Here is a 12566-nt window from a genome sequence, read left to right on the forward strand (position 1 = left end):
GGTGGCAGGCCCGACGGTCGCGCAGCTGCTGGCACCCCTGGTCGACGTCACCGATCGTGGCGTGTACGACGAGGACTCGTTCACGACGTGGCAGGACCACATCGCCGCGGGTGCCGCACTGGCCGCCGCGCTGCGATCACGCCTGGATCCGGACCGGCCGCCGCATATCGGGGTGCTGCTCGGCAACACCCCGTTCTTCTCCACGGTGTTGGTTGCGGCCGCCCTGTCCGGGGTGGTGCCGGTGGGGCTCAACCCGACCCGGCGCGGCGCGGCGCTGGCGGCCGATATCGAGCGCGCCGACTGCCAGTACGTGCTGGCCGACTCCGGTGCCGAGGTGCCTGCCGGGGTAGCCGCCGTCGATGTCGAATCCGGATCCTGGGCAGCCGAACTCGCCTGCCACGCCGGCACGCCGGTGACGTTCGCGCCGCTGTCCGGGGACGATCTGTTCATGCTGATCTTCACCTCCGGCACCAGCGGTGACCCGAAGGCCGTGCGGGTGACCAATGACAAGGTCGCCTTCCCCGGCAAGATGCTGGCCGACCGGTTCGGGCTGGGACCGGCCGACACCTGCTATCTGTCGATGCCGCTGTTCCATTCGAACGCCGTCATGGCCGGCTGGGCGGTCGGCGTCGCCGCCGGGGCGTCGATCGCGCTGCGCCGTAAGTTCTCCGCGTCCCGCTTCATCGGAGATGCCCGTCGATTCGGCGCCACCTACGCCAATTACGTCGGCAAGCCGCTGTCCTACATCCTGGCCACCCCCGAACAGCCCGACGATGCCGACAATCCACTGAAGTTCCTGTACGGCAACGAGGGTGCGCCGCGCGACCTGCCGCGCTTCGCCGAACGGTTCGGTGTGCACGTCGTCGACGGCTTCGGGTCGACCGAGGGCGGGGTGGCGATCGCACGCACCCCCGACACCCCGGACGGATCGCTGGGGCCGCTGACCGATGAGGTCGCCATCATCGATGTCGAGACCGGGCAGGCATGCCCGCCCGGGGTGGTGGGTGAGATCGTCAACCCGACCGGCCCCGGCTGGTTCCGCGGCTACTACAACTCCCCCGGCGCCGAGTCCGAACGGATGGCCGGCGGTGTGTATCACTCCGGCGACCTCGGATATCGCGACGAGGCGGGTTACATCTATTTCGCCGGCCGGCTCGGCGACTGGATGCGGGTCGACGGCGAGAACCTGGGCACCGCCCCGATCGAACGGATTCTGCTGCGCCATCTCGACATCGTGGAGGTCGCGGTCTACCCGATTCCCGACCCCGCCGTCGGCGACCGGGTGATGGCAGCCGTCGTGCTGCGCGATGGCGCGACCTTCGACGCCGAGGCGTTCCACGCCTTCCTGTCCGATCAGCCCGACCTCGGTCCCAAGCAGTGGCCGTCGTTCGTGCGGGTCGCGACCGCGCTGCCGCGCACCGAGACCTTCAAGGTGCTCAAGCGCGAACTCTCGGCTCAAGGGATGGACTGTGCCGATCCGGTGCATCCCATCACCCGCTGAGGTGCCCTAGAGTCCGGATATGCCGATCACCCCGTCCGCGGTCTCTTTGCAGGGCCGGGTCGCGGTGGTCACCGGTGGCGGCGCCGGTATCGGTCGCGGTATCGCGGCCGGACTGGCGGCCTTCGGCGCCCAGGTGGCCATCTGGGAGCGCGACGAGGAGGCGGGTGCCGCGGCGGCCGCCGAGATCGGCTGCCTGGCACTGCTCGCCGATGTCCGCGATGCCGACGCCGTCGACGACGCGCTGTCTCGCACCGTGCAGCAGTTCGGTTCGGTGCACATCCTGGTCAACAACGCCGGCGGTACCTTTCCCTCGCCACTGCTGGATACCTCCGAGAACGCCTGGGACGCGTTGTACCGGGCCAACCTGCGGCATGTGTTGCTGTGCACGCAGCGGGTCGCCCGGGTGATGGTCGCCGCCCGACACCCGGGCAGCATCATCAACGTCACCTCGATCGAGGGTGTCCGGGCCGCCCCCGGGTACGCCGCATATGCCGCCGCCAAGGCCGGCGTCGTCAACTACACCAGGACCGCCGCCCTCGAACTCGCCGAGCACGGTATCCGGGTCAACGGGCTGGCCCCGGATTTCACCCTCACTGAGGGCCTCGCCGCGATGGGTAGCCCGCAGCGGTTGGACGATGCGGCCCGCATGGTGCCGCTGGGCCGCGCCGGTCACGTCGACGAGATGGCCGGTGCCGCAGTGTTCCTGGCCTCGGACCTCTCCTCCTACCTGACCGGGCAGACGTTGCACGTCGACGGCGGCACGCAGGCGGCCGGCGGTTGGTACCGCCATCCCGACACCGGCGAGTACACCCTCGGGCCCGGCCGATCATCGTAAGAGACTTTGCTGGCGGCCTCGCGAGTTGTCCGTCCGATATTTTCGAGTAGTTCTACCTACCATGTCGTGGCGATAACTGGGCTACGCTTCCGGACGGAATGAGCATGGCAGATGTTTGCCATGAAAAGGACCTCAAGACGGAGGGTTTTTGATGAGAACATCTGCGCTCACCGGTGTCGCGGCGCTGGCCACCACACTGGGACTGATCCTGTCCGGCTGCGGATCGGACACCAAGACCACCGAGGGCACCCCGACGGCGTCGGCGTCCTCCTCGGAGTCCGCCACGGAGGAATCCGAGCCGGAAACCACCAAACCCAAGGTCGCCCCGCGCGACGAGGATGCGCCCGGCCCGAACGAGACGATCGCCAGCTACATCCAGGCCAACGGCATCCAGGAGACACCGGTCAAGCGCGGCGACCCGGGTTCGCCCACCATCGATCTGCCGTTCCCCGAGGGCTGGGAGGACGCCGGCCCGGACACCCCCGAGTGGGCCTACGGCGCCATCGTCTACACCGGGCCCGAGGCAGCGGAGTACACCCCCAGCATCGTGGCGTTGGTCTCGAAGCTGACCGGCAATGTCGATCCGCAGAAGATCATCGAGCTGGCGCCCGGCGAGCTGGAGAACCTGCCGGGCTACGAGGGGTGGAACGAGGGGGCACAGAGCGAGCTGGGCGGCTTCGACGCCTTCCAGTTGGGCGGCACCTGGGAGCAGGACGGCCTGACCAAGATCGTCGCGCAGAAGACGGTGGTCATTCCCGGCGGCGACGGGCTGTACGTGTTGCAGCTCAACGCCGACGGCCTTGAGGACCAGGCCGATATCGTCAGCGCGGCAACCGATGTGATCGACTCGGAGACCGTGATCACGCCCTAGTCGTGTGCGAACGGCCCCAGCCACAGATGTGGTCGATGCCGGCGCACCGCAGCTTCGATGCGGGCGCCGGCATCGCCGTACGGGGACACGGTGAAGCGGAAGCAGCCGGCCGACAGGCCCGGGGCCGGTGACCCGACCCGTTGCCAGTCGTTGTCCAGCCGCGGATGGTTCGCCGCCTGCGCCGTATCGGTCAGATAGATCTCCAGACCGGCCATGGTCCTGGTCTGCAGGCCGCGGTAACTTCCGATATACGAACCGAATCCGACACCGGCGATCTCGTGCCAACCGATGGTGTCCACGGTGCGTCCGTCGAACGGATGGATTCCGGCGGAGTCGATCGTCAGCCCCATACCGCGCACCGTCTTCGGGACCCGCCAGGCCACCCATCCGAAGGGCACGGCGAGCACGGCCACCCCCAGCCACCGCAGCATCAGATCAGCGCCGACGTAGGAGCCCGCCAGCAGGTGACCCAGCGGTACCAGCCAGAGCGTCGCGGTCGCCGCGAGCACACCGACCGCCAGTGCCGGACTCCACCTGACCAGGATGATCCGCTCGGCATCGCTCACCCGGGCATTATGGCTCCCGCGCGCACCACACACCGGGTACCGGTGTAGACGGTCGGCATGCATTTCATGCAGTGCACGCACAGACCTGTTGCGCGGGTGCCGCGCTCGAACCGGTTCACCAGGTCGGGTTCGCGCAGCAGGGCCCGCGCCATCGCGACGAACTCGAACCCGTCCTGCAGGGCCGTGTCGACCGTTGCCAGCCGGTTGATGCCGCCGAGCAGGATCAACGGCATGCGCAGCGTCTCGCGGAACTGCCGTGCCGCGGTGGCGAAGTAGCCTTCCTCGAAGGGATACTCCCGAAACAGCCTGCGCCCCATCACGCGCAGGCCCAGGCCGACCGGTGCGGGCTGCGATGCGATGAACTCGGCCATCGGCACCGGCCCGCGGAAGTAGTACATCGGATTGCTCAACGAGCTCCCGCCGGTGAGTTGCAGGGCATCGAGATGCCCGTCGGCCTCCAACAGTTTCGCGGTGGCCAGGCTGTCGGTGAGCCAGAAGCCGCCGGGCACACCATCGTCCATGTTGAACTTCGCGGTGACCGCGACCGCATCGCCGACGACCCGACGGACCCGCTCGGCGACGCGGCGGGCCAGTTCGGCTCGGCGTACCACGTCGCCACCGAAGGCGTCGCGGCGCTTGTTGAGGTTCGGGCTGAAGAATGAACTCAGCAGATATCCGTGGCCCATGTGGATTTCGATCGCATCGAATCCGGCTGACACCGCATGGCCCGCGGCAGCACCGAACTCGTCGACCACGGTGGCCAGCTGGTCGGCTGTGGCCGCCCTGACCCGGCCCATGGCCGGTGCGCTGAACCGCGTGCTCGGCGCCAGCGTGGACTGCCGGTTCGACAGCGTATTGGCGACCAGACCGGCGTGCCCGATCTGGGCGCACACCGTGGCCCCCTCGGCATGCACGGCGTCGGTGAGCCTGCGCAGCGCGGCGGCACGGGCCGCGTCCAGCACGATGGTGTCGCGGTGCACCCGCCCGCCGGGTGAGATCGCCAGGTAGGCAACGGTCGTCATCGCCGCCCCGCCGCGGGCCACCTCGGTGTGGAACGCGATGAGCTCGTCGGTCACCTGACCGCGCGGCATCACCCCCTCGAAGGTGGCGGCCTTGATGAACCGGTTCTTGAGGGTCAGCGGACCCAGCGGGTGCGGCGTGAACGCTTTCGATACCATTGGCATCGAAATATAGCAGGAGGTCGCATGCGCATCGCCATCACCGGTGGCACCGGATATCTCGGCGCCCACATCACGCGCGCCCTGCTCGCCGCCGGACATCAGATCCGACTGCTCGTGGCGCCGGGAACGGCCGCCGACCCGGTCATCGAATACCTCGCCACCCGGGGTGTGCTGGTACCGGTCGAAGGGGATGTGCGCGATATCGCCACCGTCGACGCGTTGCTGCGCGGCTGTGACGCGGTACTGCACGCGGCAGGAGTGGTCGGTACCGATCACCGGCGCTCAGCGCTGATGTGGGAGATCAACGCCCACGCCACCGAGATGCTGTTGCTGCGGGCCGTCGACGCGGGCCTGGATCCCGTTGTCTGCGTGAGTAGTTACAGCGCACTGTTCCCGCCGCCGGACGGCGTCATCACCGAGAACACTCCACCGGCGCCCGGCCGCAGCCCGTACGCGCAGACCAAGGCGTACGCGGACCGGGTCGCCCGAGGGCTCCAGGAGCGTGGCGCGCCCGTGGTGGTGAGCTACCCGTCCAGCGTCGTCGGCCCCGCCTGCCACACCGCACCCGGGGTGACCGAACGCGGCTGGGCACCGATCCTGGCGCATGGTCTGGCCCCCCGGATGCCGGGCGGTATGCAGATGATCGACGTCGCCGACGTCGCCGAGGTCCATGTGCGATCGATGACGCCCGGGCGTGGCCCGCAACGCTATGTCTGCGGCGGTGAGATGGTGGCCTTCGACGAGATGATCGATTTGCTGGAACACGGTTCGGCACGCAAGATCCGCCGGATACCGTTGTCGCCGAGAATTTTTCGCGGTATCGGACGGGTCGCGGACCTGGCCGGCCGGGTGCTGCCGCTCGGCGACGGGATCAGCCATGAGGCGGCCCTGCTGCTCACGTCGGCGACACCGACCGACGATTCGCACACCCGCACGGCGCTGGGCATCAAGGCCTGGCGCTCACCGCGGTCGGCGATGCTGGCCTGCCTGCAGCGCTGAGGTCAACAGCTCGACCATCCGGTCCTGCAGTTGCGGGGTGTCGTCCTCGTCGGCCACCGTGGTCACGAACAACGCCGCGCCGGCCGCCATCGCCAGTGCCGCCCTGGCGTCCAGTTCGGCACCGTGGCCGTCCTGGGCGAACAGTTCCACGGCCGGGCCGCTGAAGCCCGACCACAACTGTTTGCGCAGCTCATGGTTCTCCCGCAACGCCAGCAGCAGCCCCGGCACCGCCGCCCGGACGTCGGGACGGCTGAACAGCTGATGACTGCCGCGGACCACCCAGTCGATCCAGCCAGCCCGGTCGGTGCCGGAAAACGGTGCCATGTCCGGGTTTTCCCCGAGGATCGCGTGCAGCACCAATTCCGCCTTGGATGACCAGCGCCGGTTCAGGCTGGACCGCCCGACCCCGGCCCGGACGGCGACCAACCGCACGCTGAGGTCATCCCAGCCCACCTCGACCAGCAGTTCGCGGGTCACCGACAACACCCGTTCGTCGATCGAGGCGTCGCGTGGTCGACCGGTCATGCACCGATTCAACCGCACCGGCCGAACGCGGTGCGCCGGCCGGGCGGGCTCAGCTCTGCGCGATGCCGTCGAGGCGCTTGGTCGCGTCCTCGAAACCGCTGACCAGCTCGGCGATGATGTCGGCGACGGGTCGGATCTCGTTCATCCGGCCTACGATCTGACCGACCGGCATGGCCACCGCGGTCGGGTCCGAGGATTCGTTCATCCGCTGGTGCGCCTCGCTGACAAGGATGTTCTGCAGCGGCATCGGCAGCGGGTCCGGGGCACCGTCGGCGTCCCACGCATCGGTCCAGCGGCTCTTGAGCAGGCGGGCGGGCTTACCGGTGTAGATCTTGCGGCGCACCGTGTCCGCCGAGGTGGCCTCCAGCATGGCCTGCTGGATGGTCGACACGCCGGAGGCCTGCCGGATGCCGAGGTCGTATTCGGCCGAGGTCAGGAACGCCGAGCCCATCCACACACCCTGAGCGCCCAGCGCGAGCGCGGCGGCGACCTGACGGCCGGTGCCGATACCGCCGGCGGCCAGCACCGGCGCCTTCCCGTCGAGTGCGTCGACGATCTCGGGCCAGAGCACCACCGAGCCGATCTCACCGGTGTGTCCGCCGGCTTCGTGTCCCTGCGCGACCACGATGTCGACACCGTTCTCGGCATGGCGCAGAGCATGTTTGGCGCTACCGGCCAGGGCGGCCACCGGGACACCGGCCGCGTGCGCCTGATCGATGACGTCCTTGGGCGGTGAGCCCAGTGCGTTGGCGATCAGCTTGATGGGGTGCTTGAGCGCGACCTCGACGTGGCTGCGCGCCACCGAGTGCAGCCAGCCCAGCACGCCCTCGGATTTCGCCTCGTCCTCGGGCAGCGGCGGCACTCCGAGATCGGCGAGGGTCTTGGCGACGAAATCGCGGTGGTCCTGCGGGATGAGTTTGTTGATGTCGACGCTGGTGCCCTCGGTTGGCACCTTGGCCGGCATCACGATGTCGACGCCGTACGGCTTGCCGTCGGTGTTGGCGTCCATCCACTGCAGGACGTTCTCCAGATCATCGGCGTCGTTGAACCGCACGCAGCCCAGCACACCGAGACCGCCGGCCTTACTGACCGCGGCGGCCACCTTCTCCGACGGGGTGAAGACGAAGATCGGGTACTCGATACCGAACTTCTCGCAGAGTTCAGTCCTCATGATGCCGCTCCTGCATGCTTGGCGTGCACATCATCGGCGGCACGCTCCTCGGTGGTGTCCTTGGCCCAGCGGTAATCCGGTTTGCCGGCGGGTGACCGCTTCACCTCGTCGACCAGCCAGAGGCTGCGCGGCACCTTGTATCCCGCGATCTCGGTCCGGACATGGGCGTCGAGCGAGGCCAGCGTCGGCCGGGTGCCCTCGCGGGGCTGCACGACCGCGGCGACATGCTGGCCGAACCGTTCGTCGGGAACCCCCACGACCAGCGCGTCGAACACATCGGGGTGGCCCTTGAGCGCAGCCTCGACCTCCTCGGGGTAGATCTTCTCCCCGCCGGAGTTGATCGACACCGAACCACGGCCCAGCATCGTCACGCTGCCGTCGGCCTCGACCTCCGCGTAGTCACCCGGGATCGCGTACCGCACACCGTTGTACGTGCGGAACGTCTCGGCCGTCTTCTTCTCGTCCTTGAAGTAGCCGACGGGGATGTGCCCGCACTTGGCGATGATGCCGCGCACGCCCGAGCCGGGCACGACCTCGTTGCCGTCCTCGTCGAGCACCTTGGTGTTCTTGTCGATGGTCACCCGCGGACCACCGGTGTGGCTCTGGCCCTTGGCCACGATGCTGGTGCCACCGAATCCGGTCTCCGAGGAGCCGATCGAGTCGGTGATGACGCGGTTGGGCAGGAGCTCCAGGAACTTCTCCTTGAGGCTGGTGGAGAACAGCGCCGCGGTGCTGGCCAACAGGAACAACGATGACAGGTCGTAGGTGTTGCCCTCGTCCTGATGCGCGAGCAGCGCGTCGAGCAGCGGCCGGGCCATCGCATCGCCGGTGAAGAAGAGCAGGTTGACCTTGTGGTCGTGGATCAGGCGCCACACCTGATCGGCGTCGAATTCCGGTGTGAGCACCACGGTCTGGCCGGAGAAGAGCGCCATCCAGGTCGCCGACTGCGTCGCGCCGTGGATCATCGGCGGGATCGGCAGCCGCACCATCGGCGCGTTCTCCTTGGCCTGCTTGGACAGGTCGTACTCGTCGGCGATCGGCTCGCCGGTGGCGAAATCGGTGCCGCCGAACAGCACCCGGTAGATGTCCTCGTGGCGCCACATCACGCCCTTGGGGAATCCGGTGGTCCCGCCGGTGTAGAGCAGGTAGATGTCGTCCTCGCTGCGCGGGCCGAAGTCCCGCTCGGGTGAGCCGAGCGCCAGCGCGTCCTCGAACGGCACGCCACCGTAGCGCGCGAAATCGTCGTCGCTGCCGTCCTCGACCACCAGGACGGTCTTGACGTTCGGCGTCTCGGGCAGCACGTTGGCCACCCGGTCGGCGTAGCGGCGCTCATGGATCAGCGCGACCATGTCGGAGTTGTCGAACAGGTACTTCAGCTCACCCTCGACATAGCGGAAGTTGACGTTGACCAGGATGGCGCCGGCCTTCACGATGCCGAGCATGCCGATCACGATCTCGATGCGATTGCGGCAGTACAGCCCGACCTTGTCGTCCTTGCCGACACCCTGGTCGGTGAGATAGTGCGCCAGCCGGTTGGCCCGCTCCTCGAGCTGGGCGTAGGTCAGCTGCTCGTCACCACAGATGAGGGCAACACGGTCCGGCACGGCGTCGATGGCATGCTCGGCGAGATCGGCGATGTTCAGGGCCATGGCACCTAAACTAGAACGTGTTACATTTCGTGACAAGTCCGGGTCACAAACGCAGAGAGGCGACACCCGATGAGCGAGACCACCAAGGGCCCCGACGCCCTCATCGAGCAGCGCGGACACACCCTCATCGTGACGCTGAACCGGCCCGAGGCGCGCAACGCGCTCTCCGGCGAGATGCTCGCGATAATGGTCGAGGCCTGGGACCGTGTCGACAGCGATCCCGAGATCCGCAGTTGCATCCTCACCGGCGCGGGCGGCTACTTCTGCGCCGGCATGGACCTCAAGGGCGCCACCAAGAAGCCGCCGGGCGACTCGTTCAAGGACGGTAGCTACGACCCGTCACGCATCGACGGTCTGCTGAAGGGTCGTCGTCTCACCAAGCCGCTGATCGCCGCGGTCGAGGGCCCGGCCATCGCCGGCGGCACCGAGATCCTGCAGGGCACCGACATCCGGGTGGCCGGGGAGAGCGCGAAGTTCGGCATCTCCGAGGCCAAGTGGAGCCTGTACCCGATGGGCGGTTCCGCAGTGCGACTGGTTCGCCAGATCCCCTACACCATCGCCTGCGACATGCTGCTGACCGGCCGCCACATCACCGCGGCCCAGGCGCTGGAGTACGGGCTGATCGGGCATGTGGTCCCGGACGGCACCGCGCTGGAGAAGGCCCTGGAGATCGCCGAGGTGATCAACAACAACGGACCGCTGGCCGTGCAGGCCATCCTCAAGACCATCCGGGACACCGAGGGTATGCACGAACTCGAGGCGTTCAAACCCGATACGGCCAACGGCATCCCGGTGTTCCTGTCCGCCGACGCCAAGGAGGGCCCGCTGGCCTTCAAGGAGAAGCGGGCACCCAACTTCCAGATGAAGTAGCTGCGATTCGTGGCGTCCTGGTCGGAATGAATCCGACAGCGACTCCACACATCACCGTGTATCAGCCGTGCCTGCGCCGGTATTCGGCCGCGGCGCCGGGGTGCAGGACGACCGGACCGGTCTGGATCAGCGATTGCGCATCCAGGAACTGGCTGCCGATGGCCTGGTCGGGCACCAGCGCGGACGGGTCGTCGAGGAGCAGATCGACCAGCGCGGCGACGATCTGATCGTTCACTTCGGCGCGGGCCAGCAGCAGGTTGGCGACGCCGACCGTGGTCACCGCGGGGTGGCGCCCGTAGGCGTCGGCCGGTACCGACACCGGCTCGTAGGAGGTTCCGTACCGCTGCCGCAACGCGGCCACCGCGGCCGTCAGGTCCAGCAGCCGAATATCGCCGGCGTCGGAGAAGGCGGGGGTGGGCACGCCGCCGGCCCACATCACCGCATCCACCGAGCCGTCGGCCAGGGCGGCGGCGGCAGCACGCATCGGCTGTTGTACCCGGCGCACGGCGTCGGGACCGGACAGACCCGCGGTGGCGAGCACCCGCTCGGACAGCGTCGTCGCACCCGAGCCCGCCGCGCCGATGCTGACGGTACGGCCGGCCAACCCTGGCAGTGACGTGATATCGGTGTCGTGGCGCACGGCGACCTGGAAGTAGTTCTCGTACACCCGGCCGACCGCCCGCAGGTCCTGCGCCCCGGCGCTGTCCTGGGCGGTGTCACTGAGGCTGATCGCCAGATCGGCCCGGCCCGAACGCAACAGGTCGAGGTTCTCGGCCGAGCCGCCACTGCGCAACGGCTCCACCCGTGCGGTACCCGCCCGGGCCGCCGCGGCGGCCAGCAGACCGGAGAACTCCCAGAAGAAGCCGCCGGGCTCGCCCGCCGCCAGCAGCACCGGCGCCCGGTCGGCGGAACCGCAGCCGACGACGGTCAGCACGGCCGTCAACGCCGCGAGGCCCCGCAGTGCGGACCGACGGTCCAGCACCGGGGGCCCCGACGGATCGGTCGTCACGGTGGGTCAGCGTAGACGTCAGACGAACGCGCGGCCCTGTTCCCGGTCCAACGGTGTCTCCGACTTGTTCTTCAGCAGGAACACATATACCGCGAGCGACACGGCGACGACCACCGTCACGTAACCGATGAACCACGGGACATGGCCGCCGTCCTTGGCCGCCTGGTAGATCAGCGGGGCGGTGCCGCCGAACGCCGAGTTGGCCAGGGCGTAGCCCAACCCCACGCCCAGCGCCCGGATATGCGACGGGAACAGCTCGGCCTTGACGATCGCGTTGATGGAGGTGTACCCGGTCAGGATGACGTAGCCGACACACACCAGCGTGAGAGATGCTGCCACCGAAGTGGTTTGGGGCAGATAGGTGATCAGCACGTAGGTGTAGAACAGCGCGCCGACCCCGAAGAAGATCAGCACCGGCTTGCGGCCCACCTTGTCGCTGATCAGGCCGCCGATCGGCTGGATGGCCATCAGGAACGTCAGCCCGATGAGGTTGATCCAGGTGGCCGTCATGCCGTGGTCCTCGTAGGTGGACTTGACGATCGCCGGGGCGTTGACGCTGTAGGTGTAGAACGCGATGGTGCCGCCGATGGTGACCAGGAAGCAGGTCAGCAGCGCCCGCCAGTGCCCGGTCACGAGCTCGCGCATCGATCCCGAACCGTGGTCCTCGCCGCGACGCACGGCGTCGAGTTGTTCTGTGGTGAGCGACTCGTCCATGCTGCGGCGCAGCCAGAAGACCACCACCGCCGCGACGCCGCCGATGAGAAACGCGATGCGCCAGCCGTATTCCGAGATCTGCTCCTTGTCCAGGAACACCTGCATGATCAGCAGGGTCAGCTGCGCGAGCACGTGCCCGCCGACCAGCGTCACGTATTGAAAAGAGGAGAAGAATCCGCGCCGCTCCCGGGTGGCGGCCTCGGACATGTAGGTGGCCGAGGTCCCGTACTCACCGCCGGTGGCGAACCCCTGGACCAGTCGGCAGAGCACCAGGATCACCGCTGCCCACACGCCGATGCTCTCCCGGCCGGGGGTCAGCGCGATCACCAACGAGCACGCCGCCATCAGCGAGACGCTGAACGTGAGCGCCGCACGTCGCCCGCGGCGGTCGGCGAAGCGGCCGAAGAACCACGATCCGACGGGGCGCATCACGAACGTGACCGCGAAGATCGCGTAGACGTAGAGCGTCGAGTTCTTGTCCGCCGAGTCGAAGAACTGACTTTCGAAGTACGACGCGAACACGGTGTAGACGTAGACGTCGTACCACTCGACGAGGTTGCCCGACGAGCCGCGCAGCGTGTTGAAGATCGCGCGGCGGGTGGCGGCCGGTGACGACACCGCGGCCGGCGAACCGGGTCCCTCACCGCGCGGGTCCCGGGTGGTCGATCCGGTCAT

Annotated in this window: 12 protein-coding genes; 5 read left to right on the plus strand and 7 right to left on the minus strand. The window is 68.2% G+C overall.

Annotation, left to right across the window (positions count from 1 at the left end; translation table 11 throughout):
* Nucleotide 1: 1 nt before the first annotated feature.
* The 3 genes from fadD17 to BST17_RS15460 all read left to right on the plus strand — a co-directional run bounded on the left by fadD17 (nt 2) and on the right by BST17_RS15460 (nt 3207).
* On the plus strand, nt 2-1501 hold the full coding sequence (gene fadD17 / locus BST17_RS15450; RefSeq protein WP_234807689.1) for a long-chain-fatty-acid--CoA ligase FadD17: 1500 nt from the start codon (nt 2-4) through the stop codon (nt 1499-1501).
* A 19-nt stretch (nt 1502-1520) separates the two neighbouring features.
* Entirely contained in the window at nt 1521-2336 is an 816-nt protein-coding gene (locus BST17_RS15455) for an SDR family NAD(P)-dependent oxidoreductase (protein WP_083059538.1), read from the plus strand.
* 151 nt (nt 2337-2487) lie between these two features.
* Complete coding sequence (locus BST17_RS15460; RefSeq protein ID WP_083059539.1) at nt 2488-3207, plus strand: envelope biogenesis lipoprotein LpqN; 720 nt, start codon at nt 2488-2490, stop codon at nt 3205-3207.
* On the opposite strand, the gene BST17_RS15465 is transcribed toward BST17_RS15460, so the two are convergent.
* A complete protein-coding gene (locus BST17_RS15465; protein WP_234807690.1) occupies nt 3204-3773 on the minus strand; it encodes a hypothetical protein in 570 nt (189 codons plus the stop codon). The two genes, BST17_RS15460 and BST17_RS15465, sit on opposite strands and share 4 nt — an antisense overlap.
* Nucleotides 3770-4951 (minus strand): NADH:flavin oxidoreductase, encoded by a 1182-nt coding sequence (locus tag BST17_RS15470; RefSeq protein ID WP_083059541.1) that lies wholly within the window; start codon nt 4949-4951, stop codon nt 3770-3772. Before BST17_RS15470 ends, BST17_RS15465 begins: the two co-directional genes overlap by 4 nt.
* A 27-nt stretch (nt 4952-4978) precedes the next feature.
* On the opposite strand from BST17_RS15470, the gene BST17_RS15475 reads away from it, so the two are divergent.
* Complete coding sequence (locus tag BST17_RS15475; RefSeq protein WP_083059542.1) at nt 4979-5953, plus strand: NAD-dependent epimerase/dehydratase family protein; 975 nt, start codon at nt 4979-4981, stop codon at nt 5951-5953.
* On the opposite strand, the gene BST17_RS15480 is transcribed toward BST17_RS15475, so the two are convergent.
* The 3 genes from BST17_RS15480 to BST17_RS15490 are packed head-to-tail and all read right to left on the minus strand — an operon-like array spanning nt 5915 to nt 9298.
* Entirely contained in the window at nt 5915-6478 is a 564-nt protein-coding gene (locus tag BST17_RS15480) for a helix-turn-helix domain-containing protein (protein ID WP_083059544.1), read from the minus strand. The two genes, BST17_RS15475 and BST17_RS15480, sit on opposite strands and share 39 nt — an antisense overlap.
* Before the next feature lie 49 nt (nt 6479-6527).
* Entirely contained in the window at nt 6528-7649 is a 1122-nt protein-coding gene (locus BST17_RS15485; protein ID WP_083059545.1) for an NAD(P)H-dependent flavin oxidoreductase, read from the minus strand.
* Entirely contained in the window at nt 7646-9298 is a 1653-nt protein-coding gene (locus BST17_RS15490) for a medium/long-chain-fatty-acid--CoA/3-oxocholest-4-en-26-oate--CoA ligase (protein WP_083059547.1), read from the minus strand. Before BST17_RS15490 ends, BST17_RS15485 begins: the two co-directional genes overlap by 4 nt.
* A gap of 69 nt (nt 9299-9367) precedes the next feature.
* On the opposite strand from BST17_RS15490, the gene BST17_RS15495 reads away from it, so the two are divergent.
* The gene (locus BST17_RS15495) at nt 9368-10168 is read left to right on the plus strand and encodes a crotonase/enoyl-CoA hydratase family protein (protein ID WP_083059548.1); all 801 of its coding nucleotides are present in this window, start codon (nt 9368-9370) and stop codon (nt 10166-10168) included.
* Between the two features lie 61 nt (nt 10169-10229).
* Here BST17_RS15495 and BST17_RS15500 read toward each other — a convergent pair whose 3' ends face one another.
* Together BST17_RS15500 and BST17_RS15505 are read right to left on the minus strand one after the other, a co-directional pair.
* The gene (locus tag BST17_RS15500; protein ID WP_083059610.1) at nt 10230-11150 is read right to left on the minus strand and encodes a TAXI family TRAP transporter solute-binding subunit; all 921 of its coding nucleotides are present in this window, start codon (nt 11148-11150) and stop codon (nt 10230-10232) included.
* 45 nt (nt 11151-11195) lie between these two features.
* Nucleotides 11196-12566 (minus strand): MFS transporter, encoded by a 1371-nt coding sequence (locus BST17_RS15505; RefSeq protein WP_083059550.1) that lies wholly within the window; start codon nt 12564-12566, stop codon nt 11196-11198.

It is taken from the genome of Mycolicibacterium bacteremicum, from assembly GCF_002086115.1.
In the GTDB taxonomy this organism is placed as follows: domain Bacteria; phylum Actinomycetota; class Actinomycetes; order Mycobacteriales; family Mycobacteriaceae; genus Mycobacterium; species Mycobacterium bacteremicum.

Excerpts from the sequence above, each read along its gene's own strand:
- BST17_RS15490 (WP_083059547.1), bottom strand. The coding sequence starts at position 9,298 with ATGGCCCTGAACATCGCCGATCTCGCCGAGCATGCCATCGACGCCGTG.
- BST17_RS15455 (WP_083059538.1), top strand. The coding sequence starts at position 1,521 with ATGCCGATCACCCCGTCCGCGGTCTCTTTGCAGGGCCGGGTCGCGGTG.
- BST17_RS15470 (WP_083059541.1), bottom strand. The coding sequence starts at position 4,951 with ATGGTATCGAAAGCGTTCACGCCGCACCCGCTGGGTCCGCTGACCCTC.
- BST17_RS15505 (WP_083059550.1), bottom strand. The coding sequence starts at position 12,566 with ATGACCGGATCGACCACCCGGGACCCGCGCGGTGAGGGACCCGGTTCG.
- BST17_RS15485 (WP_083059545.1), bottom strand. The coding sequence starts at position 7,649 with ATGAGGACTGAACTCTGCGAGAAGTTCGGTATCGAGTACCCGATCTTC.
- BST17_RS15495 (WP_083059548.1), top strand. The coding sequence starts at position 9,368 with ATGAGCGAGACCACCAAGGGCCCCGACGCCCTCATCGAGCAGCGCGGA.
- BST17_RS15480 (WP_083059544.1), bottom strand. The coding sequence starts at position 6,478 with ATGACCGGTCGACCACGCGACGCCTCGATCGACGAACGGGTGTTGTCG.
- BST17_RS15475 (WP_083059542.1), top strand. The coding sequence starts at position 4,979 with ATGCGCATCGCCATCACCGGTGGCACCGGATATCTCGGCGCCCACATC.
- BST17_RS15460 (WP_083059539.1), top strand. The coding sequence starts at position 2,488 with ATGAGAACATCTGCGCTCACCGGTGTCGCGGCGCTGGCCACCACACTG.